This is a genomic window from Roseimicrobium sp. ORNL1, from assembly GCF_011044495.1.
GTDB lineage: Bacteria > Verrucomicrobiota > Verrucomicrobiia > Verrucomicrobiales > Verrucomicrobiaceae > Roseimicrobium.
The window spans coordinates 5,692,719-5,718,081 of record NZ_CP049143.1 but is presented as its reverse complement, the minus strand read 5'-3'; the positions used below and the strand labels follow the sequence as shown (position 1 = coordinate 5,718,081).

The window sequence follows — 25,363 nt, the reverse complement described above, 5'->3', positions numbered from 1 at the left end:
TTCGCCGCCGAGGCTCGGAGGACTACTTTCCCTTCCCGCCACTCTCCTCAAACAACCTCCGCCAGTGGTCGAGCCGCTCTTTTACTTTTAGCTCCATGCCGTTGTTGGAAGGTTCGTAGTACCTTCTTCCTTCCGGGAGATAAGCCTGGGGGATGTAGCCGGTCTCGCTGTCGTGGGAATACTTGTAGTCCATCTCCTCGGCGGTGGCACCGGAGGCGGCGGCGAGTTTCTTCCTGGTCTTGGTGCGCAGGTGCTTGGGCACGGCGAGGGTGCGGCCTTCCTGGATGTCCTTCAGCGCGGCATCGAGGGCGACATACGCGCGATTGCTCTTCGGCGCGGTGGCGAGATAGACAGTGGCGTGGGCGAGAGGGATGCGGGCCTCAGGCATGCCGATGAATTCCACGGCCTGCTGCGCGGCCACGGCGACGCGGATGCCATTGCTATCTGCCATGCCGATATCTTCACTCGCGGAAATGACGATGCGTCGCGCGATAAAGCGGATGTCCTCCCCAGCGTGGAGCATCTTCGCGAGCCAGTACAAGGCGGCATCCGGGTCGCTGCCGCGGATACTCTTAATGAAGGCGCTAATGGTATCGTAGTGCGCATCGCCATCGCCGTCATACACGATGGTCTTTTGCTGTACGCTCTCCTCCGCCACGGCGAGGTCGATGGTGATGCGTCCGTCCTCGCCGGGTGGCGTGGTGAGTGCGGCAAGCTCCAGTGCGCTGAGTGCCTTGCGCGCATCGCCATCGGCAAACGTGGCGAGATGTTTAGAGGCCTCCGGCGTGAGCGTGAGGGGCAGGTCGCCCAGGCCGCGCGCTTCATCCTTGAGCGCCTGCTGCAGAAGCCACTCCAGGTCCTCGATGGTCAGCGGCTCCAGCGTGAAGACCTGGGAGCGCGAGACGAGCGGGCTGTTGATGTAGAAGAAGGGATTGTGCGTGGTCGCGCCGATGAAGCGCAGCGTGCCGCGCTCCAGGTGGGGCAGGAGCACGTCCTGCTGCGCCTTGTTGAAGCGGTGGATCTCATCCACGAAGAGCACCGTGGTTTGATTGTGCAGGCGCTGCAGCTTCTCCGCGGTGTCCGCCACAGCGCGGATGTCCCCCACATTGCTCTCCACCCCGCTCAGCGTGACGAAGCGTGACTGCGTCTCCTGCGAGATGATGGTGGCCAGCGTCGTCTTCCCGATGCCCGGTGGCCCGTAGAAGATGAGCGAGGAAAACCGGTCTGCCTTGATGGCGCGGCGCAGCAGCTTCCCCTCACCGAGGATGTGCTTCTGCCCAGCATACTCCTCCAGCGTGCGTGGCCGCATGCGCGCGGCGAGCGGGATGGCCCGGCTCACCTTCCGCGTGCCGCCGCCTGCATCACCAGTGCCCCCATTCGCTCCGGGAAAGCGGGGCGGGGGAGCGGAGGCAGAAGCAGAGCTGTCGCTGGTGAAGAAGTCGTCGTCCATGGGCAGGGCACAGGCGGAATCGCGCGTGTGAGTGCAGGACACTGGATACGCGCGGGAAAAGCAAGCTACCGCGCCCGGCTGGTATTGGCAAACCCGGCAAGCAATGGGCTGAAGGGGACTTCTATGAAGGGGACCGCTAATTGACGCTAATTGACGCTAATGAACGCTAATGAACGCTAATGAACGCTAATGAACGCTAATGAACGCTAATGTTGGGAACGGTGTGGACAGTGTGGGGGGAGGAAAATTGCCGAAGGGCAGGTGCAGGCGGGAATGCAAACGGCAAGAGTCACACGGTCCACTGTAATCAAGGGCCAGCTCGTGGGGTCCCACCTCCCTCCGCACACTCGACCCACTAGCCAGCCACACCGTTCCTCAATTTAGCGTCCGTTAGCGACTATTAGCGGTCCGAATCCTCATGCAAAGCCGCCCGCTCACCACACCGTTCCCAAATATTAGTGTCCCGTTAGTGCCTATTCGTGGTTCCCCAACTGCTACTACCCCCCCTGACTTCACCTTCCACTGACCCAAGGCTTCTGGAGCGGCCTTCTACCTTCTGCATGCGAGCCTATTTTCCTTTTCCCTCCGGCTTTGCAGCCGCCTTCCCCGGGCCCAGCAGTCGCAGCACCTCCGCATTCCCGGTCAGTTCCACATCGCGGTCGGTGAGTGGGGGGGCCGGTGTTTCGGAACTGGTGCCGACAAAGGGATTGGGGTTCGCCACAGAGGAGGGCAGACCGGTGAGCTTGTGCAGGAGGAAGGCTCCCCAATTTTCCGGGGAGTCGGCTCCGGACTCCCGGAAGCGGATGTGACCGATGACCGGTGCTTTCTCCTCGTCGGGTCCCTCTTCCCCAGCCCGAATCTTGTAGGTCGACTGGTCTTCGGCAGTGGCATTGAAGCGCCAGGTGATCTCCTCGGGCGAGCCGGGTTTCAGGAAGGTCACATGGATGTGACTATCATCTCCACGGTAACTGCCCTCACGTAGGGACCCGCGGAAGTGCAGCCGGCCCTTCTCCACTTGGTAGAAGGAGTCCTCCCCCCACCACGCCTTCCTGCCGGAGTCATCGGTGAGCACCACATGGCCCTCGCGCAGCACGGGCTCGGCCACACTGTAGAGTCCGTCGTCCGCGTCCAGTTGGTGAGTCTTGGTGTCGTACACGAAGATGAAACGCGCCGCATGGTACCGCGTGTACCCTGTGGAGATGACCAGCAGGCGGGGTGCGGTAGAGGAGAGTTGCTTCACCCAGAAGGGGCGGGTGGGCAGGTCATCCGGCGTCACGTCCAACTCCGCTTGCGGGAAGCCGGGGTATTTCCAGTAGATGGGTGCCTTGATGACTTGCCGCACCGTCCAGGCGGCTTTCGTCGCGTCCCAGTCGGCCAAGGCGATGTGCTCACTCAGGTCCACCACCGCGTGCGTGCGTCCCTTTTCGAAGAGCTCACCCCAGAGCAGGTACTGGCCCTCTTTCATCTGCGTGCTGCCCTCCGCCGTGTCCTTGCCCTGACCCTGCTGCGGTTGGGGGACGAGGCCGGACAGCAACCCCTGCGCGCGAGCCGCCAGCGTGCTGCGCTCCGCGGCATCCTTGACCGTGCCGATGACCTCCTGGGCCCATGCCGGTGCGGTACGGAAACTCACGCTGAGGACCAGCAAGAAGATACCAAGGACCCGGATGAGGTGGTGCATTGCCCGCATTGGTATGTGCCCGCCGCATTTTGCTCAATGGTTTCGTGGTTTAATTTTGCATCAGCAACCAGACGTAACCTGACCCCGCCACCTACCCTTGTCTCTCCCCAACAACGGCTCAACCACTGCCAACCACCGCTCACCCACCGCAAACTCCTCTTCCCCCTTGCCCCGTGCCGCTCCCCGTACTAACCAAAGGGCGATGAAAATCTCCAAGAAGGCGGAATATGCCCTGCGCGCACTGGTGGCCATGAGCCGCAGCAGCGTGGGCACCGTCTTCTCCATCCAGACCCTGGCCTCGGAGGAGAGCATCCCGCTGAAGTTCCTGGAGCAAATCCTCCTCGTCCTGCGCAAGGGCGGCATCCTCCACAGCAGGCGCGGCGCCGGCGGTGGCTACCAGCTCGCCCGCGCCGCCTCCCGCATCTCCGTGGGCGAGATTCTCGAGCTCATCGACGGCCCCCTGCAACTCCTCCCCGGCGGCGAGGGCACCAACACCATCTCCCCCGGCCTCCTCTCCGCCTTCCGCGAGTTGAACGAGGACATCCAGCAAAAACTCAGTGCGCTGACTCTGGCGGATATCCTCCAGCGCGAGCAGGCACGGGGTGCAGTGAGTTTTGAGATTTGAGAAGATTGCGATCTGACGCCGGTGATGCTGGCGAGGTGGCCTTCGCAGCCGTTCGTGCGACCTTTCAGGCCGCCATGCTAAAGGTTGCGTGTACCCAGGGCGTCGGTCGTCGAGACTCCCTTGCCCTGGGCTGGAGTCGCGTGACCCTTCGGCCCACGGGATATGGATGCGATATCGCCCAATGATATTCGTGTTTCGGAGGTTAGGCGTCCCGCCTGACAGCGGTCGTTAGGCCTCCGGCCTGACGATGCCTGGAGCCAACACCATCTCCCCCGGCCTCCTCTCCGCCTTCCTTCCGCGAGCTGAATGAGGACATCCAGCAAAACTCTGCGCGTTGACGCTTGCGGATGTGTCGCAGCGCGAGCAGGCGCGGGGTGGGGGTTGAGATCTAGTGGGGCTAAAATCGTACCCCACTTCCACGGTGTGCATGTTTGTGGACACTGGTACGGTATCGCGCAAAGTATGCTTGCTGAAACTGTAAGACTTAGGTAGCTAGTCTACGTGATATCCGGATGGCAACTCGACGACCATATCAGCAGCACTCGGTCGAGCAGCTTGAAATAGCTGCAGCAGAAAACTCGGAAAATGTGAAGGAACTTCGTCGGATTGCCGCCGAGCTAAAGTCGCGGTCGTCGAAACGCGCCGCCACACTTCAGAAAAACCTTCAAGAACGTTTGGCAGAGAAACCGCAGTTAAGTACAACCGGTTTGGAGGTTCGCGGTGACACAAAAGAGGTGACTGCCCAGAAGAGACCTTCTGCTCGGAGTTCAGCCATTCACTCACCTCAGGAGGTTTGTGCTCCTGACCAACGACGCAGCTCGGGATTGCCTGAATATCTTCAAGAATTCAAGGTCGCCTTGAGAGAGGAGATTGAGGCCGCAAAAAAGAACCTCGCAAGTACTGCGGTTTTGCTTTCGCAAGGAAAGTTGATTGCCCCCATTGGGAGCAGCTTTCATTACGAATTCCAGACTCAAAGACAACTCCGAGTGCCGCCGGACACTCCCGGTGAGTTGCGCCTCGACAGTGGCCAGAATGTAAATGTCATAATCGTAGAGTCGACCGAGACCGAGGTCACGCTGGATGTTCCCGTAAACTTTGGGAGAATAGTGCCCAACGCCAAGCTGATAACGAATCTGACGATGCTGCTCGAGAAGCTGATTAGCAGAATCGAGGAAAAAGGAGAAACTCCACATCCCGCAGCAGAAAGGATTCTGGGATTGGTCGCACCAAGCGGCTCCCCGGTCGACTTCCAGAGGTTCAACCGTCAACTAAACGTAGAGCAGAGCGATGCGGTGGCCAGCGTCCTTGGAAGAGACACGACGTTCATTTGGGGGCCGCCTGGGACCGGCAAGACTCAGACAATTGGGGAAATCGGTGCGCAACTCTACACTCGAAATAAGACGCTTCTCATTGTTTCCCATACAAACACCGCCGTCGACGAGGCGTTGTTGAGAATCGCAGATGCCCTTAAGGGAAAATTTGAAGAGGGAGATGTGCTTCGCCTGGGGGAGCCTGTTCGTTCTGACTTGGCAGCCCAACCCAGCTTAATTCTCAAACGAGTAGCGGAGAAGCGAGCTCGGGAGCTTGAGGAAAAAAAGAAGCGCACAGAGGATGCGAAAGATAGAGCTCTGAAAGAACTCCAGGCTGTTCATCGAAAGGTCGATATTGCTCAGTGGCTTGCGGAAATGGCGACTGAGCTTGATGCATTCAAGTCACGGTTTGACTCAATTGAGGAGAAACGAGGCAAGCTTGACGCTCTGGAGCGATATCAGAAGGAGTCGGCGAAGGATGTTTCGGGCCTGGTCGAACTAAGGACCAGGGCTTTAAGAGCGCAGGAGTCTGTTAAAGAATTATTACGCCTTAAGAGGGAATGTGACTCTTTAAAAGCGACTCTTCCAGAACTCCGAAAAGCAGAAGGAGAATCGGCGGCACAGCTTCGAGAAGCCGATGGTATGTGCCAGTCGGCCGCGGAATGTGAACCGCTGAGAAATCGGTTGAGAGCATTGCCTCAGCTTGAAGTCGCGACCGGCAGGGCGTCGACCATGCGTCTGACTGCCAACGAAGCCTTGGCCGCGTACCAACAAAAAATGAAGGAACTGGATTCGAGTTCTCAACTTTTGGAGAAGACACTTGCGGTCGGATCTATCAAGCGCATGTGGCTAAAGTTGCCAAAGCCAGAGGAGCAGGAGCAAGAAATGTCAGGGCTCAGAAATGAGGTGAATAAGCTGGCTGAGGTAGTTGCGGACTGTGAAAGAAGAGCTGCTGCCTCGGAGCAAATGCTCAACGAGATACATGAACTCATCAAGAGTTTGGAGAGGTATTCCTCGATTCCAGACTTGCCGGCGTCACAACACTACAGGAGCGAGTGTCAATCCTATCTAGAAATCCAGAAGGAAAATGTCGAAAAGTGCGAGGCCACGGTCAATGGCTTTAGCAGCAAAATGGCCAGCATCGAAGCAGAGGTGGCTGGCTTTATGTCAGAAAATGGAGGGCTTCCAGACGAAGTTGTGACATCGGTCGATCTTCAAATGAGGCGCCATGAGGCGTCGAAGGAAGAGCTCGAGAGACTCCGTTCGCAGGTGCGCAGAGAGGAGGGTGCTCTTAAGCAAGACCTTGACCACCTTGTGAAGGTGTTGGTCGAATGGAAATTGTGTTCTGGCTCCGGGAATACAGTCTTTGGCCAGATGTCTTCGATCACGCGAGCACGGACCGAGGCGCAAAGGGAGGTTGGTTCGAAGGATTATGACGCGTTGGTGACGGAGCGAAATCGCTTGAGTGCACAGGTAGCTCAGTTCATTGAGGAAATTAAGGCCATCGAAGAAAGCCTGAAGACGATTGAGGCAGAGTTGTTGGCCAAAGTGAAAGTGCTGGCGACAACTCTCACACGTGCGTACATGCGAAATGGGATTCAAGAGAGGAGGTTTGACACGGTCTTGCTTGATGAAGCATCTATGGCGCCAATTCCAGCACTATGGGCTTCGGCGACGGTGGCTGACAGAGCGGTCGTTGCGGTTGGAGACTTCAAGCAGTTGCCTCCCATAGTTCAATCTGATGAACCTGTTGCTTTGCGTTGGCTGGGGAGGGACATTTTTGAGGCTTCTGGTGTCCAGGGTGCCTATGAACGCAAGGAGTTCCAGCATCACTTCGTCGCGCTCAAGGAGCAGCATCGCATGCATCCCGACATTAGCGCGATTGTGAATGCGTTGATCTATGACGGGCTGCTGCGTAATGGCGGCAGTGTGAGCGAGAAGGGTGCCGACGCATCCATCATGCAATGGCATGCCGGAATTGCAGATGATGTGAGAAGGGTTACGCTTCTCGATTCCGGGAGTCTCGATGCATGGAATACAACAGCAGACCGAAGTCGCTTCAACCTGCTGTCAGCCATGGTATGCCTGGAGTTATTGAAACTCTGGTTACGTGCGGACAGGCCCAGCGCGTCCACAGCAGACAAGAAGAGAGTTCTCATCATATCCCCTTACCGTCCTCACGCGAAGATTATTGATTTATTGGTAAGGGAAGAAGGCTTGGAGGCAGAGATTGCCGTAAACACGGCTCACAGCTTTCAAGGTAATGAAGCAGACGCTGTATTGCTCGATCTCGTGGTCGATGAACCACACTTCAGTGCCAACCTGATGACTCCGGCGGCAAGCGAGGATATTTCAAGGCTTCTAAACGTTGCGATTACGCGTGCAAGAAGGAAGCTTGTGATCCTTGCAGACCTAAACTGGCTGCAGTCAAAGGGGGGTGGTGCATTTGTAGGCGGCAAACTATTGCCATGGATGAACAAACGCTACGGCGTCACCAACGCTATGGAGGCTATGGCGAGCTGTGGCGAACGAAAGCAGGTTGCATTTGGGAGGGAGTTTGCGACTCGAATCTTGGAGGAGATAAATACTGCGAACGAGTGTGTGATACTCTTTAGCCCTTTGTTGGATGCTGCCGTTGTCCAGTTTCTTGCGCCATCATTGAGAGCCTTTGTCGCAAAGGGTGCTCGTGCATTCGTGGTGACACAAACCGTGGGAGAACAACGCCGAGAGGGCTCTTCTCATGAGAAGGGGGAAACCTTGCTACGGGAGGTGGGTGTTGTCGTTGTTCATAAGATTAAGATGCGCGACAAATTATGTCTGATAGACGATCGCATAGTCTGGGCCTCGACTTTTCCCGTGCTGTGCAAACCTTCGCCCCAGGGGTTCGCGATCAGGCGTGAAAGTGTCAAGTTCTCCACCGAGGTCCGGGACCTTTACTGCACCGAGCAGATGATTGGCGCATATCAGCCCGACCATCTGTGTCCTGTCTGCAGAAGGGAGATGGTAGCCGCGGAAGCGCGTGAAGGGCATCCTTACTATTGGAGATGCATTGAGCAGGGGTGTTATACACGCGATTTAACAACTCCTGCACCCGTGAACGGAATGATCACTATGCGATGCGAATCCTCGCCTGTCTTTGGCTATTGGGGCGAGGTTCCGCATTGGCTGTGTTCGTGTGGTCAGAGGCCTGGGCACCGAACAAAAGTGCATGCAAATCACTTGAGGCTGCCAAAGATGAGAGCTTTGATTCCCCAGAGATCGTGGAGAAAGGTCTGCAGCGAAATAGGATTCGATGCTGACTCTGTAGTTCAAGGTTCACTTGAGTTATAGCTCGAGGAAGAGGGTTTCGGCATTGGGTTTGCCACAAGTCCAAGACGTCCCGAACAAGAGGACGCGAGGGGCATGAGAGTGCCCTCCGCGTCTCAGGTCGGGACGAACGAGTGTCTCGGCAGGTGGGTGGGTGATGTCACGCCTCCTGCGGTGCAGGGCACATCAAGGGTGCCTGCCAATAGGCATATGGATGAGCGTGCTGTGATGAGGATGGATATCGCGTCTGATCTGGCGCGATTCCATTTCGCTCACCGGCTCATCAGGCTGCTCACGCGCTTCACCAGGCCTGCTCTCCACTGCACATTGGGTTCCCAGCCCGTTGCAGCAGGAACTGCGGCGGTGGCGGTGGCCAGGGTGGAGAGGTTGATGGGACGGGTTGCAGTCGGAGCAAGCGTATCTTGTCTTGTTGTCTGATTGGCTGCGGGGAGACGGAGCCTTCCCGTCGTCCTACGCAGTAGGTCTTGTTGTTTCATCTGGCGGGAAGGTAGCACGAAGGCGGCCATCCTCAAAAGGGTTGGAATTCATTCTTCTCGAAATGATCCGTCACACGAAATTACTGGCGTCCTTGATCATCCGTGTTACGTTCTCCCTTAGTGACTTTCATTTCGGGGGCGTCCTGGTTTCGACGGATGGTCTGAGGTGGGGGCTGCATGCCGCGGACGATGCGTCACCGCGTAACAATCGTATCAAAACCATAAATGCGAACTCTAACGAGCTAGCCCTCGCGGCCTAAGTGCCCCGACGTGTACCCGGTGAAGTCTGTGAGCCGGGTGTGCGACTACTTACAGGCTGGCCTGACGGGCGGGCGAACGGCCCCAAGGCGAGATCTACAGGACGCTAGGTGTGGAGGATGCTGTGAGTCGCAGCCGCCACTCCGAAATCAAATGACTTACTACGCATGGAGACGCTTTCATTGATGGCGATTCGGACAGGGGTTCAACTCCCCTCGCCTCCACTATTTTTATTTCATCTCATCTACAGCGAGTGCCGAAGGAGGACTCGTGTTGTGTGAGTTCCGCTTCCCGGGACCGACCATGAACCTTCTGTAGGGAGCGGCGGGGAGGAGCGCTGGATGCCGCTGCTGCTGCTCATTTGCGCATTGATGGCACTCACCCTGCCTCTCCCGCAGGCCACTCATGGCTCCCGGTGCTGTAGCAATCGGCCACTACCCTCACCTTCTGGTTCGGAATCTGGATGCGTACTCGATAGACGAAGGCGATCGAAGTCATCGGCTTGCGGTTGAATCTTTACCATGAAGGTGAGGTCGAATTTTTCCACGGGATTTCATTGCGTTTCGTCTTGTGGTTCAAACCGCTCTGCTTGTAGGATGCTGGTGACGTTCCGTTCCACGTGTTGTTCGAGCCTCATGAAAACGACGTTCTCGTTCCCGCCCGTCCCGTTTGCTTTTGCTATCGCATTTGCCTTCGCTGTAACTGGTCTTGTTTCTGCGGGGGAGATTTCAGGCGTGGTGACTGGGGAAGGGAAGGGGGCAAAGCCCATCGAAGGCGCCACGGTCAGGGTCCACGCGGCCTGGATGCGTAGGGGTTCTTCACCGATGTGCCCGACGTGCTGGGTGGACTGCCAGAAGTCGGTGCGCACGGGGGCGGACGGGCGTTATCGCATCGAGGGTGTGAGTGATGACCTTGTCTTCGAACTGCTGGTGCTGGCGGATGGTCATGCGCCCGTGTTCGTGGAGGATGTGGATCCCGCCAAGCCCACCCCAGCGAATGCGTCGCTGAAATCGCGTGATCTGGCATCGATTCCTCCGAAGCAAGTGACCCATGGACACGTGGTGGGCTCCGATGGTCACTCGATTGCCGGAGCACGAATCAGAACCGTCGCGGCTCCTGGAGTGGACCGCATGGCCCTGACGGATGCGGAGGGAAAGTTCGCGCTCGTCTGGTCCAAACCCGCGCAGACGATGTGGCTGCGCATTTCGGCAGAGGGCTGGGGTTCCGCGCAGGCTGAGTCATCGCTGGGCCGTGATGGGATTCCGCAGCCGCTGGAAATCAAACTTTCGCGAGGTGTCACCATCACGGGGCGGGTGCTGGACGAAAAGGGGCAGCCCGCTCCCGGAGTGAAGATGGGCGCCATCCAGGCGCAACGTTCTTTTGAAAAGGACCTCCCGTTCGTGGAGGCTGAGACGGGGAAGGACGGCTCCTTCTACTTGTTCAACGTGCCGGCGCAGGATGAGCTGGCAGTGTATGGCAAGATGGAAAGTCTCACCGGCAGAGGTGCCTTGCCGGTTTGTATCGTCAACACCGGGGCCGATGAGGAGACGGTGCAGACGAATGACCTCGTCATTCAGCGGGCTTGCACATTGAGTGGGCAGTTTTTGCTTCCAGATGGAAAAAAGTTTCCGGCGAACTCCCGCATCATCATCGGTCGCGATGTGGCGTGGGACTCGAAGATTGTCGATCTGAGTCCGGATGGCCGGTTCGAATGCGGTGGACTTCCGAAGGGTGAAGTCATCGCCATGCGCTTCCCTGATTCGCCAGAAGATCACTACGCCAGGAGCGTCAATCGAGGTTTTGAGATCGATGCCCCCAATCTGAGCATTGAGGGCACACTCGAAGGAGACGTGCATGACATGAAGATCGACCTGGTCTGGAAGGACTCGAAGACATGGCAGGAGGAAATGAGGCGTCAGACTTTCCGGAAACGTCACGCGGAGTTCCTGAAGGAGGCGTCGCTTCCATCGGAGAAGGAGGAGTCATTTATCACGGCATTGGTGCAGCGGGAGGATGCGGAGATTGCCGTCGCCAACTCCAGTTTCCCTTCCAACGCCGCCTATACTGCTTCCCTTCGCGCCGCAGGTGAGGACTTCGAGAAACAAGCGAAGATGGTGTTGGGCGAGCAAGCGTTCCAATTGTTCCTGGAGATGGATAAGCTTAACACTGGCAAAAACTGGGTCGGCCAATACCTGAGCGTGCGCAAGGGACAGTCACTGACCGCTGACGAGAAGAAGGCTCTGATCCGGTCCGTCAGCCATCACATGAACCAATTCTATCAAACCCATCGCGTCGAAGATGGGAAAATCCTGGCACAGGAAGACAGGCGCCAATGGCACCATGGTGAATACGACGCCCTGCGTGCCGGTGGAGAAGGTGTGCTGCCCCCCGCGAAGCTCATGTTCTTTCATGAATGGGTGGAGAGGACAAGAGCCAAGAGGTGGGAGGAGATTCAGGTGGCATACGAGAGACGGTAGGCTTCGGTATGGGGTGCCGTGACTCGCAGCCGCCACTCCGAGACCAAATGACTTACTACGCACGGAGACACTTTCATTGATGGCGATTCGGACAGGGGTTGAATTGCCAGAGGGCAAAATCGGATTCACCCGTTCGCGTGTTCGTGATCGTGGGACTCGACAGATACGACGAACTGGTCCAGCTTGAGGAGCAACTGGCTGCCGAGCGCCGTGAGCGGGTGAATGCCATGATTTCGGAGTCGATCAAGAATGCCAAGGAGTAGAATGAGAAGGGTCGCCAACGCGTACGTGCGTCGATGTGGGAGCGCCATGGCGCTGGCCATCGTCTTGACTACGATGCTTGCCACTCATGGCCACGTCCTTGCCACGGAACTGCGAGAGAAGCACGCAGTGGCCCCGCCGCGCATGCTGGACGCGAAGTCCGACAATCACGAAATGGTGCAGCTTCTGAAGTCCCTGCATGTTCCCCGTGTAGACTGGAACGATGAAACGCTGGATGACGTGCTCGAATTCCTGAAGCTCAAAATGGAGGCCCTTCAAACGCAAGGCATCCGTGTTCCTGCCCTAACTTATAAAATTGGAAGTAGCGGTTCGAAGACGATAACGCTCCATGCGGACAACATCAGCTACTGGGGCGTTCTGGAGCACCTGCGACGGCAGAAAGATCTGAAGGTGATGATTGAGGCGGCGAGGATTCATGTGGAATCCCGATAAGCCGCAACGACGCCTATCGATATCACGTGGCACCTTCTATGGTGAGGATGCCGTGATTCCCTGGCCTGCTCTTTGCTGAGGGTGAAGCGATGCCTAGTCGCACGTATTAATATTCTTCGGAATCATTTCACGCTTCACGCTTGCTTCATCTTGGCGGTGGCATGCTGGCGTTGTTACCCCGGCGAATAGGCAGGCGTCAGCTTCGAGTCGACTCGCCGGGGACCCTTCATCGAACTTTTCCCCCAAAGCGATGCACTTCAGTTTCAAGCAAAGCGCCTGCGCTCCTATGAAAGAGTTGCCGCCGCAAGAACCGCAACAACAACAGCAGGAGCACGAGCCGCAACTGCTCGTGTGCACAGTAGGCATTGTGGATGGCCACTTCCTCTCACGAGCAGGGCTGAAGGCTCTCACGGCCAGCCTGGAGGGATTCCGCTGTGTGTGGTGTGCGCACGCGGCGGCGCACGCGGAGGAAAAGTTGAAGCTGCGTGTGCCGGACATCTTGCTGGTCGATGTCGTTCTGCCTGACAGCAATGGTCTCGACTTCGTTCGTGCTCTGCATGTCAGGTATCCCCAGCTCAAGATTCTGGTCATCTCCGTCTATGACGAAATGCTGTATACGGATCGGGTCTTGAAAGCGGGAGCCAGAGGTTATCTGAAGAAAGACAGCGAGGCCGAATCCTTCGAGAGCGCCTTGAGGACCGTCAGCACTGGCAGGCCCTTTGTCACCTCCGCCGTGTCCGAGCATCTGCTGACCGCCTACTATGAGGGGCATCGTCGAGGTGCGGATGGCGGCCTGCACCTCCTGAGCGACCGCGAGTTCGAAGTGCTGCAGCTTCTGGGGAAGGGGCTGAACACCGCGAGAATCAGTTCCCACCTGGGCATCAGTCCCAAGACGGTCGACGTGCACCGGGGCAAAATCAAAAAGAAGCTCGACTACAAGTATGCGGCCGATGTGGTGAGAATGGCCATGCGCTGGGTGGAAACGGGCGGACTCGTCAGGGGTCCTGAGCAGTCTCAGCATTGAGGCCTCTCCACCACTTTGTTGGGTGTTCGGCGAATTCCGGGGGAGCGAGCTGGACAAGTGTGTTTATATCCTGTGTTCGTTGCGGATTGCGAATCCAAGGCGAGTGCTGAAACACCATGAAAATGCTGCTCCCGTCGAGACTTCTCTTCATCATCGCATGTTGCTTCCTTGTGCAAGTTTCGACGTCTTGCAGTGTGATGGAGGATTCCACCATTTGGGGCAAGAAGAACGCGGCCCCTTGGCCACCCGTGCCGAAACCCGAATGGGTTCGCGTTGATGGAAAGAGGTGGCGCAAACACTGGTTGCACGGGTGGGCTGACCACCATTACAAAACCTCTGATCGCTATAGAAACGTCTCCGTCGTGGGAGGAATCAATGCCGAGGCTTCCGACAGGGCGTTTTCGCGTGAGGAGATAGTGCGCATGCGGCAGCAACCCTATGGACATGCCATCGCCAAGGTGAAACTGACGCACCTCCAGAGCCTGCCTGTGAAATTTGGCGCAGTGGATGTTTATCAACAAACGGGATCCGGCCAGGAAGAGCCCTACCGTCTTGTGCTCTACCAGAATCGTACAGGGGACATCACAGAAGTGGCCTTTTGGCAACGAGGCCCAGGAAGAGACTGGGACATTGGAAAGACTCTGAACGCCATGTTTGATGCCGGACTGATTCCCGCCGGTTGGGATTCGAAGAGGTAGGGGCAGGCTCGCTGCCCGTGGTGACGTGCGCCTTCGGAAAGCATCTGCACGACTTGCTTGCACGGCGCTCCCCGCAGATTCGAAGGCTTGCGAAGGCATCTATTGCGCCAGTGGGGCAAACCTGATATCGCTGGGGCGCATTTTTGACGAAACATGAGCGCCATTGCCATTCCGGCCCCCCGTAAACCGTGGTATCGCATCCTGTACATCCAGGTCTTGCTGGCGGTATTTCTGGGAATCCTCACCGGCTACGTTTTCCCAGAATGGGGGAAGTCCCTGAAGCCACTCGGCGATGGCTTCATCAAGCTGGTGAAGATGATCATCGCCCCCATCATCTTTTGCACTGTGGTGCATGGCGTCGCCTCCATGGGAGACCTGAAGAGGCTCGGACGCATCGGGGTGAAGGCGCTGGTCTATTTCGAAGTGGTCTCCACCATCGCCCTGATCATAGGCCTGGTGGTGGTGAATACGTGGAAGCCGGGAGCGGGGTTCAACATTGATGTCACCAAGCTGGATGCGAGCATTGGCCAGGGCTACGCGGAGAAGGCCTCGCACGCAGCGACGACCACGGAATTCTTCCTGAACATGATTCCACGCTCGTACTTTGATGCGTTCGCGAGCGGGGAACTGTTGCAGGTGCTGCTGGTCGCCACCCTCACGGCATTCGCAGTGGCGGCTCTTGGCGAGAAGGGGCGGCCGATTCTCCACGCGCTCGCTCACGGGGAGAAGATTTTCTTCGGCATCATGCACATCATTGTGAAGGTCGCCCCGCTGGCTGCCTTCGGCGCCATGGCCTACACGGTGGGGAGTCACGGCATTGGTTCTCTGCAGAAGCTCTTCTCTCTGATGATGGCCTTCTACACCACGTCCATTTTGTTCGTGGTCGTGGTCCTGGGCACCATCGCGTGGTGGTCCGGCTTCTCCATTTTCCGGTTCATTGCCTTCATCAAGGAAGAGCTGCTTCTCGTGCTCGGCACCAGTTCCTCGGAAACGGCGCTGCCCGGCATGATGGAGAAGATGCGACGCCTCGGCTGCGCGGAGTCCACGGTCGGCTTTGTGATTCCCACCGGCTACAGCTTCAATCTGGACGGCACCAATATCTACATGACCATGGCGGCGGTCTTCCTCGCGCAGGCGACGAACACTCCGCTGAGCGTGGGGCAGCAGATCAGCCTGCTGCTGGTGGCCATGATTTCGTCCAAGGGGGCCAGTGGTGTCACGGGCGCAGGCTTCATCACGCTGGCCGCCACGCTCTCTGCCGTACCCACGGTGCCCATGGCATCCCTGGCGCTTCTGGTCGGTATCGACCGGTTCATGAGCGAATGCCGTGCGCTCACGAACCTGGTGGGCAACGGCGTGGCAACGGTCGTCATCAGCCGTTGGGAAAAGGAAGTGACCCCCGCCCAACTGAGTGCTGTGCTCAAGCACAAGAGGGATGAGAATGCGGCCCCGCTCGGTGAGAATGGTGGGGAGGGTGTCGCTGAGAACGCGGAACTTGGAATCGCGATAAACATCACGGTAGAGACTGAGTCCCCCCGTGACGTGGTGCCTCGCTGAGAAGCGGGAGTCGTCAAACGTTTCGTGATCTGAGTAACCCCGGTGACGGGACATGACACTGGGGCGCATCCCCTTGCGTACACGCACTCCAAGGCGATGCGCGCGACATGGGCCCTTCATGGAAACATATGGCCGATTCGCGTCGGATACATCACGAGACGTGCCGATATTGTTCAATTGCTAATACCAAGACGAGTTGGAAACAGGTCTTGAAACGCGACGATCTTGCCCAGCGTGTTGCGGCAGGCCCAAGGATCGGGAACGCCTCGTTCCGGTCAGCGGTCACCATGCTTGTGGATGTTGCATGTCGAGCCCCCCGTGCTCCCGAAGAGTGCTGCGGCGGATATGCGTCATGGACCCATTCACCCACGGGAACGAGGCGTTCCCGATCCTTGGGCCTGTGCCATGTCCGTGTTCCATGGGTACCCTGGCGGCATGAACCACTCTAGGTGTCCGACGTCTTTCATATAGAGACCCGGTTTCAATTTCCTTTGGTATAACTCCATATGCTCACTTCTTTGTCGGATCAAAGACAGCAAACTGACCATCCCGCACCACAAACACCTCCAGCGAGCTTAGATCCAGGCCGGCGTGGTCATCGGGCGTGAAATGGAAGTTGCCGGTGATGCCGGTGAATTTGCCGGGTGATTCCAATGCCGCGCGAATCTTGTCTCTGGAGAGGATCTCGCGGCCTTGGATCACGCTCAAAACGGCATTCAGGGCATCCGTGGCATGCCCGGCGAAGTGAGAGGGTGGGGAATCGAATCGTGTGCTCCAAAACCTCTGGAATCCTTCGACGATCATATCCCTTTCGGTGGATGCATTTTTGTTGTTCTCCAGCGGCAACAGCACGCGGGAACCCATCAGAATGACTCCCTCCCCAGCCGAACCAACCTCCTTGAGGAATGAGGGCGTGGCATTTCCATGGCTGAGATAGATAGGGAGCTGAGGCTTTGTTTTGCGCAGGGCTGCCACCAGCAACGCCGGTCCGGGAGAGGTTCCCCATATCACCACCGCAGAAGCTTCTCCCCGGATGGCGTTTATGACGGCCTCTGGATGGGTGAGATCATGCGGATAACTCGCATGGTGAGCAACTTGAACGCCGAACTCGCGCTTTGCTACCTCCCGAACAACTTCTGCTCCGCTTTTTCCGAATCCGTCCTCAACCTCAGTGCTGGAGGCACGCTTCACTACTTCCAGGAAAACTTCCGCGCCACTCTTTCCGAAGGCGTCCTCAGAATAGAGGAATGCTATCTTCCTGGCGCTCCCTGATTGAACTGCCAGCGTCGCCAGGAGTTTTTGAGCTGCCAGCTCATCGGTTTGTGCGAACTGAAAGACCCAGGGATTGGTTCGTGAAGGGTCTTCAGGGTGTTGCGTGATCTTCTTGCTGGCAGCCAGAGTGAGCAGGGGAAGCTGATACTCTGCCGCTTTGCGTGCCAGGGGGATGGCTTCGCCCGAGGTGCTGGGACCAATGACGGCGACAACGTTGGGGTCTTTGCTGAACTGCTCCAGGTATTCAAGTGCCCGCTCAGGCTTTCCTGCAGAATCCCGATACTCCAGCGTTAATCTGCCACTCCAGGAAAGGGGGCCTGTAAGGGACATCAGTGCCTTGAGTCCCTTCTCTTCCGGTTCTCCAATGTCTTTGGCCGGGCCGGAGGTCGCGAGTATCACTCCAATTTTGTATCCATCTGCAGACGTGTCCTGCGAAAGGCAGTTGGCAACGAGGAGAACTAAAGCGAAGGCGCTCAGAAGAGCGGGCTTGAGAAGCGTGGAGTTCATCGGAATAGGGATCTCACAGTGTTTATCTGCTGGTCCTTCCACTTCCTGTACCTGGGAAGTGGCATCACACTTGGAAGTGGAGCCAAGGGAAGGATTGCGTGTTTGAAGGCATACGGTCAAGACAAATGGTCTTCCCCGGGGCTTGGGGAGGCAGTTGCTAAATGAAAATACACCTCGAGGATGCCAATGAAATATGTGCCACGGACGTTTCACGTACGGAGCAAGGATGGTCCATGCCATCGACCATCGAATAAATCTCGACAAGCGTCAGGAAATGTCCGTGGATGGTTGCTGCCGCAACTACGCTCACTACAACATTCATCACGCGAATTGGCTGTGGCACGAAGTTATCAGCGCAGATTTTTATAACCGGCGATTACCATGAGCCACCACTGCCACCTAATACCATGCATGGCGGGCGCCCGTCTGATGATCGGAGCCTGCTTCATGCTGATGGCTCCAGTTTTCGCCCACTCAGAGGATGTCTTGTCTCCCGCAGAGAGGCTTAAGGCTCAGATCCAGTTGAGTTATGGTAGTCAATTCGTTTGGGAAGTGAGGCATGAAACTTCAATTGCGGAATTGTCGCGCGTCATTCACATGTACGAGGAAAGGACAAGGAGACCATATCCTGGGAATAGGGATGTAAGCAAACCGCGGGTAACCTATCAGAAAATTGTCACCTCGCTGTTAAGCGCCGATGCCTATGCGTCCAGGATAGAAGGTTCAAGTGAACCAGATCTCCAAAATCCTTCGGTGGAAGAGTGGCTCGTCCCAGGGGATGGGATGTGTTACAACACATCCTTCGCGAACAAGGAGCTTACGGTCTATAAGATAGAGCAAATGAGGCCCTTGATTATCGTTGACGGACTCTGGGGATTCTTGCGGATGAACTTGGAAAGGCCGTCTGCCAAACTTGAAATGATACCTGCCGACTTCGCCCTTCCCAAGGGGCTTGGCGAAGAGAGTCCACAATGGCGCATCGGTTTGGAGCAAGATAAAATGGAGATCCTCTTCTGGTTCGACACAGCAAAGGGAGTGATCCGCCGCGTGGTCCAAATACGAGACGGCTCGGTCCGGTGCGATTGGATTGTAAGTGGTGACAAGTACGAAAACGGAGCTTGGCCAACAGAAATTCAAAAGACATTGTATTTCGCAAATAGTGAAGAAATTCAGGTGAGAGAAGTCTGGAAGCTCAAGGAGATAAAGATGGGTGCCGTGCAATCTCTGCCATCCCAGCCAAAATTAGACGGCATGCGAGGCATCAAGGATATGACGGAAGGTTCTCCAGGGTATATGAGCCTAAGGACTCATCTCCCAATGAAGAGATCGTCGTAAACTCGACCTCAAGCAGGGAAGAGCGAGGCGAAGCGAGAGGTTCTCTTCAGAAGTTGCCTTTGAGCAAGGGCAGGGATTGCGTGTTTGAAGGCATACGGTCAAGACAAATGGGAATCCTCGGGGCGTGCAGCGGTGCAGCCGTCCCTCAGGAAAGGATTGCCACGCTGTGGACCGCTCTGATAGAAACACCGCAAGATGTTCACCCGCGCCTGTGCTCTTCTGTGTGCTCTTACCTGGTGCCTTCACGCACATCGCGCCTCTGCCGCCGAGGCGCCTGGGCATGCGGGAGGGAAGGAACCGGAAAATGTGGAAATCGAGTCAGAGCTCTACATCGGCAGGCACGGCTACTGGCATGGTGGACTCGGTGCGGTGGTGGCGCTGGGTGAAGATTTGCACCTCGGCCTGGGGGCGCATGCGCAGCGGGAGGTGCTCGGTGCCACGGAGGTGTCTTATTTTAATGCAGAGTTGATTCGCGACTTTGCTGATGACCTGGAAGTGGAGATATTCGGGTTTGTTTATCCCGAGGTGGAGCGCCTGCAGGCGGTGGGAACCGGGCTGCGGGGAACGTGGAAAGTCTTGCAGCGTGAGGATGAGTCCCTCTCGCTATTCTGCGGTCCGTCCTATGCACGTGCAAGGTCGGTGGTGGAGGAGACTGATGAACTGGAGACCATGCACCACTTGATGTTGCTGGGAGGAATCACGTGGGAAATTGGCGATGTGGCTGTGACGCTGATAGGCAGTCACTCCTTCTACAATCGTGATCCCGAGGGCGTGGAAACGCACGTGGGTCTCACAGACATGACCCACTTCGCGGCGTATGAGAATAACGACGGCTTCGTACGCGACACCGCCGCGGTGGAGGTGGCCTGGGAGATGAATGCCTGGCTCACGCTGAACCTGCGCTATGCCGCGATGTGGTTCGAAAGTGAAACACGTCATGCCTTCGCCATCACCCCTGGGGTGAAAGTCAGCGGGCGCGTCGAGTTGGAAACCGGCGTTGAATTCCTCCGCGGAGGCGAGAGTGAAAATGACCTCGTTTTTGTGGGACTTTCGATGGTGTTCTGACGTTTAGAGAGAGTCCCATTCCGATTGCCTCAGCCACTTCAGCCTATGTCCATCCAACTCGGATTTGTCACGGCCATCCTCGCGGAGCTTTCTCTGGAAGAAGTGCTCTCCTTCGCGGCACAGGAAAGGTTCTCCACCGTCGAAGTCATGTGCTGGCCCGTGGGCAAGGCCGAGCGACGCTTCGCTGGCGTCACGCATGTGGATGTGTCCTCACTCACGAAGACAAGGGCAGAGGATATCCTGGCGCTATGCCGCGCTGCTGGCGTGAGCATCAGCGCGCTGGGATACTATCCCAACATGCTGGACCCGAATCCCGAGGTGGCTCGAGTGGCCGTGGCACATTTCAAGAAACTCATCACCGCAGCGCCGAAGCTAGGGCTCAAAAATGTGAACGGCTTTGTGGGACGTGACTGGACCAAGCCCATCGATGAAAACTGGCCGCGATTCCTCAAGACTTGGAAACCCATCGTTGAACTCGCTGAGGACCACGGCGTGAAGATTGGCATTGAGAACTGTCCCATGTCCTTCACCCGCGATGAATGGCCCGGCGGGAAGAACCTGCTGACGACACCTGCCATCTGGCGTCGCGCGTTCAGCGATATCGATTCACCGAGCTTTGGCCTCAATTACGATCCTTCCCACTTCATTCTCCAGGACATGGACCCGCTGCGTCCGCTGGCCGAGTTCCGTGAGAAGCTCTTCCACCTGCATGCGAAGGATGTGAAGATCGACCGCGTCGCCTTGCAGGAAGTGGGTCGCTTTGATTATCCACTGCGCTGGCACCAGCCGCGCATCCCCGGCTTTGGTGATATCAACTGGGCTGCCTACATGGGCGAGCTCATGCGCATCGGCTACAAGGGTCCGCTGTGCATCGAGGTGGAGGACGACACGTTTGGCAAGACGCTGGAAGGCCGAAAACGGGCACTGCGCGTGGCGCGCAATGTCTTGGAGCCTTTCGTGGGCAATCTGTGATTCACCGCGAGCGCAGATTCTCATACCAGGACGAGTTGAAAACAGGTCTTGGCGCGACGAACTTACTCAGCGTGTTGCTGCAGGCCCAAGGAGTGGGGACATTCCTGTCCCCATGGAAGCGCGAACTGCACCTTCAAGCTCTCAATAGCTCCCTTCGTGTAAACGAGGCGACTGCTTTGCAAGGAGCGGCACTAGCCTAGTGCCGTCATATGCAGCGTCGTCACGCGAGCAGCTTGGAAACGTTCTTACAGCTTCGAAGAGAAAGGCTCCGCACCCTATTTGCCCACCGCCGGCACCAGGCTGGTGCCGCTCCCTGCGAGACGCCCTTTCACCACTGGGGACGTTCTACCTCCAATGACTCCGTTCGTACTTCCATGGGGACAGGAATGTCCCCACTCCTTGATCCACTGCCTCTCTCAAAGGCACGAGCGAAATGCCTGTGCGTCTCTGCCTCTTTGCGGTTAACCGGAAACGGCCTTGTGGTGGAAGTGATGGCGAAGGCGAAGACCATGCGATGTGTTGCTGGTCAGGCCGGAGGCCTAACGCCCACTGTCAGGCGGGGACGCCTAACCTCCGCCTGTTCTACGCCGATGTTCCATGGATACCCTTGTGGCATGAACCGCTCCGGGTAGTCTGACGTCTTTCCGATAAAGACTCGGTTTCAACTTCCTTTGGTATCACTTCAGTGGAAACCGGGTCGTGACTCGCGAATAAGGCGGGAGAACTCGGGACTTTCTCCCGCAGCGCGCGCGGCATCATTGATCGCAGCGCTCTTCTTCAGCTCGGGGAAGGAGAGGCCATCGGTGACAATGGCGCCGTATTCGTACATCGCCTCATCCAGCTTCCCATTCAGCAGGATGCGCCAGTCCCACGGAGTGCGATTCGTCATCGGGCGCTGGGTGCGCACGGTGGTGGTGCAGTTCGTGGTGACGGCGTTGTACCAGCGCGGGTGTTCCTTGAGTGCGTTCATGGCGTTGATGTATTCCATGAAGCGCTCGCGAGCCTTCTCAGGCGTGATCTTCGCGCGGTAGAGATACATCGTGTTCTTCGGGCTGTGGATGGCGCGGATGCCGAAGAGGTCGCGCTCATCTCCCACGACGTAGAGCAGTTCGTATTGCCGGTAGAATCCACCGATGGCGGAGTAGCTCTCCGGCTTTTCACGACGGGTCTCGATGGAGAACGCCACCGGAGGCGCATCGGAGAATTGGAAGCTCACCACGGGATGCGCAATCCACTCCGAGCCCCAGTAGTCCATGCCAATATCGATGCCGGTGAGCTTGGAGAGGTTCACCGTGCGGGTCTCCCAGTGCGGTGTGTAGTCCGTGTAGGTGCGGTACTTGGTATTGCGGAAGTTGTGCAGGGTGATGATGTCGCCATTCACTTCCGCCCATGGGGACTGCGACATGTATTCCTGCCAGTCACGGTCATCGCGCGGTTTCAGCGTCAGCCACCAGGCCAGCACTCCTCCCATGGTCAGCACCACCGCGACACGCGCAATGACGCGGGGCCGATTCCAGAACCACGCGACCATCGCGCCGATGAACCAGACAATCGCCAGCGGCTTGCGCAACGCTGGCCAGGGCGAGTCATAATACAGTGCTCCCGTCACCCACAGGGCGGCGATGATGACGACCAGCGTCACCAGCGCGAGCAGGATCCAGCGGAGAACGCGAGAGAGGGGTTTCATAGAGATGGATGAGTGGGGCGATGCATACGCCACTGCCCCCGGTACTGCCATGAGCCTTTGGTTGTATGAAACGCGTGTCGTTTCTGGTGAAGTCCCATGCCGTGGGTGAGCCCGCACCCCATTGACTTTCACCGCATTGTTTGGGAAGGAAGCGCCCCTCAGACACGTTTCCAGAGTCCCTCATGTCTACTTTAAAAGCCTTTGCAGCCTTATCGTTCGTCTCCCTCGTTCACAGCGTCTCCTTGTCCGGCCAGGAAGGGCCGAAGGATAACGGTGCGACCGGCTCAGTAGCCCGGCCAAAATTGGTGGTCGGCATTGCCATTGACCAGATGCGTTGGGATTACCTGCACCGTTTCAGCCACCAGTTTGGAGAGGGCGGGTTCAAACGGATGCTGCGCGAGGGATTCACGTGTGACAATACCTTCATCAATCACCTGCCTTCCGCCACCGCGGTGGGGCATGCGACGGTCTTCACCGGCTCCGTGCCTGCCATCCACGGCATCACGGGGAATGAATGGCGCGACCAGGCGACGGGGAAGAGCGTCTACTGCGTGGAGGACGCCACCGTAACGACGATTGGCAGCCAATCCGAGGAAGGGAAGATGTCCCCGCGCAACCTTCTGGTCACCACCGTCACGGATGAGCTTCGTCTCGCGACGAACTTCCGCTCGAAGGTGGTGGGCGTTTCGCTGAAGGACCGCGCAGCCATTCTGCCGGCGGGTCATTCAGCCACGGCGGCTTACTGGTTTGATGATTTGTCAGGAGGATTCATCTCCAGCACCTTTTACATGAAGGAAGCGCCGCAGTGGCTCACCGAGTTTAACGGGCGCAACGTCGGTGCCGAACTCGTGAAGGATAATTGGTCTCTCGCACAGCCCGCGGAGAAGTACACGCAGAGCTCCCCGGATGATGTGCCGTGGGAGGGCAAGACCGGCAAGGAAACGGCACCGGTATTCCCTCATGAAATCGCCGCTGCCTACAAGCTGAAGAAGGAAGTCATCCGCACCACGCCCTTCGGAAACACGCTCACGCTCCGCTGCGCCCAGGCTGCCCTGGAGGGTCACCAGCTCGGCGATGACGCAGACACCGACTTCCTCACCATCAACTGCGCTTCCACGGACTACGTAGGCCACAAGTACGGCCCGAATTCCCTGGAACTCGAAGACGTGTACTACCGCCTCGACCGTGACCTGGAGAGTTTCTTCGCCTTCCTCGACCAGAAGGTGGGCAAGGGGCAGTACCTTGTCTTTCTCACCGCGGACCACGGCGTGGCCCACAACATCGGCTTCATGCAGGCGCACCGGCTTCCGGCGGAAGATTTTAACCAGACAGACGCCACCAAGCTGGTGAATGAAAAGGTGCAGAAGGCCACCGGCATCGAGAAGGTGGTCCTCGGTGTGGACAACTCCACCGTGAGCTTCGACCTCAAGAAAATCGAGGAGGCCGGCGCCGACTTCGAGCGCATCAAGACCATCGCTGCCGAGACGCTGCGGCAGTTCCCGGGCGTGCTCTTCGTGGTGGACACCGCGAGGGCAGGGGAGGCGACCGTTCCCGCTCCGCTCAAGGCGATGATCATCAATGGGTACAACTCACGGCGCGTCGGAGCCCTCCAGGTGGTGCTGAACAGCGGCTGGATGCGCACCGGCAAGACCGGCACCACCCACGGCGCGTGGAATCCCTATGACACCCACATTCCGCTGCTCTTCATGGGCTGGGGCATCAAGCACGGCTCCTCCGCCAAGGTGGTGCACATGCAGGACATCGCTCCCACCGTGTCGAACCTGCTGCGCATCCAGATGCCCAGCGGTTGTGTGGGCGAGGCCATTGTGGACGTGCTGGCAAAGTAAGTGAGCAAGTAGATATAGACAGCGCGCTACAAGTCAGGGCTAAATCAAACGCCTGCTGTGGGAGGTCTTCTCTCCAGCAGGCGTCATTGTGTCACGGCCATGCCTTGTCAAAAGCCCGCCGGACCTGGAACGCTTCCCACCCTGGCTGCATGTTTTTGAAGAAGAAGGGCAACAGCTTCTTGTCGAAGTCCGTCAGTTCCGTGCGTGGCTGCTGTCGATTGGGCCCGAGCACGCTGTCGATTACCTCGCCGCTCCAGCCGCCGAATCCGAGCAAGACCATCAAGGCCTGCAGGGTGGATTCCTTGGCCTGGGCTTCGCTACCCTGTTCTACGCTGATGACGGCAACGGCCCTTTCGACCTGATACCTGCTGTCCCACCAGCGGTAATACGCCCAGAAACGCCCTCCGACCTGTTGGGCCCCGTACTTCTTGAGCGTTTGCGGAAACTGGTCCCGGTTGCAGTAAACGATCTTCAGGGGAGCGGCGGGGCTGTTGGGTTGCAGCACACTGACTTGGAATTTTGCCGGTTCCAAGGCAGCGTTGATTTGCGCGGACGCATGGGAAAAGACCGCCTCTCCCGGAGCGCCCGTGTGATTGAAGACGGACACCGAGGGGCTTACGGCCCAGCGCACCACCTTCATGCTGTTGCCGCCTGTATCTGAGAGGACGACCTCCTCAATGAATTTCCGCTGGCTGGCCTTCCCGCGATCCCGGTCATTCCCAAACAACGGCAGTGCAAAAATCAGGACCGCTAGAAACCATGTTTTCCTCATGCAGACATGGTGTTTGGCGGCACATTTCTGTCAACAACACGATGGATGCAAAAGAGCGTCTGCAGCTCGCCATGCGCAGGCCGGTACGGCGCTCGCTCCAGAGCGCGCAAACAGGTGTCTCCGGGAGGGTGGTGCTAAGTGACATCTTTAGGGATGCGTTCGCGGATAAATTGCTGGGAATTAAGCGAATATTGTGAGTTCGCGTGGAGTAAACACGTTGCTTTTTTCGATCCTTCTGCCTAGTCATCAAAGTTACTTGCGAGTGCGAATTAACACGCCTATGGTAATTATGGAATTGATGGCGGACGCCAT

The 25,363-nt window shown here is 57.5% G+C and carries 17 protein-coding genes and 1 other RNA gene; 12 read left to right on the top strand and 6 right to left on the bottom strand.

From position 1 onward, the window contains the following. Window positions 1-22: 22 nt before the first annotated feature. Complete coding sequence (locus tag G5S37_RS23030) at window positions 23-1,309, bottom strand: replication-associated recombination protein A (RefSeq protein ID WP_343229930.1); 1,287 nt, start codon at window positions 1,307-1,309, stop codon at window positions 23-25. 709 nt (window positions 1,310-2,018) lie between these two features. Then, the gene (locus G5S37_RS23025; protein WP_165207059.1) at window positions 2,019-3,080 is read right to left on the bottom strand and encodes a hypothetical protein; all 1,062 of its coding nucleotides are present in this window, start codon (window positions 3,078-3,080) and stop codon (window positions 2,019-2,021) included. 250 nt (window positions 3,081-3,330) lie between these two features. Here G5S37_RS23025 and G5S37_RS23020 point away from each other — a divergent pair, with 250 nt between their 5' ends. Further along, window positions 3,331-3,753, top strand: coding sequence for an Rrf2 family transcriptional regulator (locus G5S37_RS23020; RefSeq protein WP_165207057.1), 423 nt, complete (start codon window positions 3,331-3,333; stop codon window positions 3,751-3,753). Between the two features lie 824 nt (window positions 3,754-4,577). Next, the gene (locus G5S37_RS23015; RefSeq protein WP_165207055.1) at window positions 4,578-8,393 is read left to right on the top strand and encodes an AAA domain-containing protein; all 3,816 of its coding nucleotides are present in this window, start codon (window positions 4,578-4,580) and stop codon (window positions 8,391-8,393) included. 248 nt (window positions 8,394-8,641) lie between these two features. On the opposite strand, the gene G5S37_RS23010 is transcribed toward G5S37_RS23015, so the two are convergent. Then, window positions 8,642-8,866, bottom strand: coding sequence for a hypothetical protein (locus G5S37_RS23010; RefSeq protein ID WP_165207053.1), 225 nt, complete (start codon window positions 8,864-8,866; stop codon window positions 8,642-8,644). A gap of 134 nt (window positions 8,867-9,000) precedes the next feature. Here G5S37_RS23010 and ssrA point away from each other — a divergent pair. The 6 genes from ssrA (at window position 9,001) to G5S37_RS22980 (ending at window position 15,594) form a co-directional block, all read left to right on the top strand. After that, window positions 9,001-9,351: a transfer-messenger RNA gene (ssrA, locus tag G5S37_RS23005) on the top strand. 408 nt (window positions 9,352-9,759) lie between these two features. Then, the gene (locus G5S37_RS23000) at window positions 9,760-11,601 is read left to right on the top strand and encodes a carboxypeptidase-like regulatory domain-containing protein (RefSeq protein WP_165207051.1); all 1,842 of its coding nucleotides are present in this window, start codon (window positions 9,760-9,762) and stop codon (window positions 11,599-11,601) included. Window positions 11,602-11,910: 309 nt separating this feature from the next. After that, the gene (locus G5S37_RS22995) at window positions 11,911-12,315 is read left to right on the top strand and encodes a hypothetical protein (RefSeq protein WP_206026114.1); all 405 of its coding nucleotides are present in this window, start codon (window positions 11,911-11,913) and stop codon (window positions 12,313-12,315) included. 286 nt (window positions 12,316-12,601) lie between these two features. Then, complete coding sequence (locus G5S37_RS22990; protein ID WP_165207047.1) at window positions 12,602-13,339, top strand: response regulator transcription factor; 738 nt, start codon at window positions 12,602-12,604, stop codon at window positions 13,337-13,339. 116 nt (window positions 13,340-13,455) lie between these two features. After that, a complete protein-coding gene (locus G5S37_RS22985; protein ID WP_165207045.1) occupies window positions 13,456-14,037 on the top strand; it encodes a hypothetical protein in 582 nt (193 codons plus the stop codon). Window positions 14,038-14,190: 153 nt separating this feature from the next. Further along, a complete protein-coding gene (locus G5S37_RS22980; RefSeq protein ID WP_165207043.1) occupies window positions 14,191-15,594 on the top strand; it encodes a dicarboxylate/amino acid:cation symporter in 1,404 nt (467 codons plus the stop codon). Window positions 15,595-16,104: 510 nt separating this feature from the next. Here G5S37_RS22980 and G5S37_RS22975 read toward each other — a convergent pair. Continuing rightward, window positions 16,105-17,373, bottom strand: a complete 1,269-nt coding sequence (locus G5S37_RS22975; protein WP_165207041.1) for an ABC transporter substrate-binding protein — start codon at window positions 17,371-17,373, stop codon at window positions 16,105-16,107. 381 nt (window positions 17,374-17,754) lie between these two features. Between G5S37_RS22975 and G5S37_RS22970 the strand changes: the two genes are divergently transcribed. From G5S37_RS22970 to G5S37_RS22960, 3 genes are all read left to right on the top strand, one after another. Next, window positions 17,755-18,708: a hypothetical protein gene (locus G5S37_RS22970; protein WP_165207039.1), complete on the top strand. Its 954-nt coding sequence runs from the start codon at window positions 17,755-17,757 to the stop codon at window positions 18,706-18,708. 195 nt (window positions 18,709-18,903) lie between these two features. Then, entirely contained in the window at window positions 18,904-19,773 is an 870-nt protein-coding gene (locus tag G5S37_RS22965) for a hypothetical protein (protein WP_165207037.1), read from the top strand. A 51-nt stretch (window positions 19,774-19,824) separates the two neighbouring features. Next, window positions 19,825-20,745 carry a sugar phosphate isomerase/epimerase gene (locus G5S37_RS22960; protein WP_165211839.1) on the top strand — a complete coding sequence of 307 codons (921 nt, stop codon included), beginning with the start codon at window positions 19,825-19,827 and terminating at the stop codon, window positions 20,743-20,745. A 682-nt stretch (window positions 20,746-21,427) separates the two neighbouring features. Here G5S37_RS22960 and G5S37_RS22955 read toward each other — a convergent pair. After that, window positions 21,428-22,432, bottom strand: coding sequence for a DUF4105 domain-containing protein (locus tag G5S37_RS22955; RefSeq protein WP_165207035.1), 1,005 nt, complete (start codon window positions 22,430-22,432; stop codon window positions 21,428-21,430). A 182-nt stretch (window positions 22,433-22,614) separates the two neighbouring features. On the opposite strand from G5S37_RS22955, the gene pafA reads away from it, so the two are divergent. Beyond that, window positions 22,615-24,279: an alkaline phosphatase PafA gene (gene pafA / locus G5S37_RS22950; RefSeq protein ID WP_165207033.1), complete on the top strand. Its 1,665-nt coding sequence runs from the start codon at window positions 22,615-22,617 to the stop codon at window positions 24,277-24,279. Window positions 24,280-24,370: 91 nt separating this feature from the next. On the opposite strand, the gene G5S37_RS22945 is transcribed toward pafA, so the two are convergent. Next, complete coding sequence (locus G5S37_RS22945; RefSeq protein ID WP_165207031.1) at window positions 24,371-25,051, bottom strand: hypothetical protein; 681 nt, start codon at window positions 25,049-25,051, stop codon at window positions 24,371-24,373. Window positions 25,052-25,363: the final 312 nt, after the last annotated feature.

What these genes read in the sequence shown, in the direction of transcription:
- G5S37_RS23030 (WP_343229930.1), bottom strand. Translation starts at nt 1,309, where the DNA reads ATGCGGCCACGCACGCTGGAGGAGTATGCTGGGCAGAAGCACATCCTC.
- G5S37_RS23020 (WP_165207057.1), top strand. Translation starts at nt 3,331, where the DNA reads ATGAAAATCTCCAAGAAGGCGGAATATGCCCTGCGCGCACTGGTGGCC.
- G5S37_RS23010 (WP_165207053.1), bottom strand. Translation starts at nt 8,866, where the DNA reads ATGAAACAACAAGACCTACTGCGTAGGACGACGGGAAGGCTCCGTCTC.
- G5S37_RS23000 (WP_165207051.1), top strand. Translation starts at nt 9,760, where the DNA reads ATGAAAACGACGTTCTCGTTCCCGCCCGTCCCGTTTGCTTTTGCTATC.
- G5S37_RS22995 (WP_206026114.1), top strand. Translation starts at nt 11,911, where the DNA reads ATGGCGCTGGCCATCGTCTTGACTACGATGCTTGCCACTCATGGCCAC.
- G5S37_RS22990 (WP_165207047.1), top strand. Translation starts at nt 12,602, where the DNA reads ATGAAAGAGTTGCCGCCGCAAGAACCGCAACAACAACAGCAGGAGCAC.
- G5S37_RS22985 (WP_165207045.1), top strand. Translation starts at nt 13,456, where the DNA reads ATGAAAATGCTGCTCCCGTCGAGACTTCTCTTCATCATCGCATGTTGC.
- G5S37_RS22980 (WP_165207043.1), top strand. Translation starts at nt 14,191, where the DNA reads ATGAGCGCCATTGCCATTCCGGCCCCCCGTAAACCGTGGTATCGCATC.
- G5S37_RS22975 (WP_165207041.1), bottom strand. Translation starts at nt 17,373, where the DNA reads ATGAACTCCACGCTTCTCAAGCCCGCTCTTCTGAGCGCCTTCGCTTTA.
- G5S37_RS22970 (WP_165207039.1), top strand. Translation starts at nt 17,755, where the DNA reads ATGAGCCACCACTGCCACCTAATACCATGCATGGCGGGCGCCCGTCTG.
- G5S37_RS22965 (WP_165207037.1), top strand. Translation starts at nt 18,904, where the DNA reads ATGTTCACCCGCGCCTGTGCTCTTCTGTGTGCTCTTACCTGGTGCCTT.
- G5S37_RS22955 (WP_165207035.1), bottom strand. Translation starts at nt 22,432, where the DNA reads ATGAAACCCCTCTCTCGCGTTCTCCGCTGGATCCTGCTCGCGCTGGTG.
- pafA (WP_165207033.1), top strand. Translation starts at nt 22,615, where the DNA reads ATGTCTACTTTAAAAGCCTTTGCAGCCTTATCGTTCGTCTCCCTCGTT.
- G5S37_RS22945 (WP_165207031.1), bottom strand. Translation starts at nt 25,051, where the DNA reads ATGAGGAAAACATGGTTTCTAGCGGTCCTGATTTTTGCACTGCCGTTG.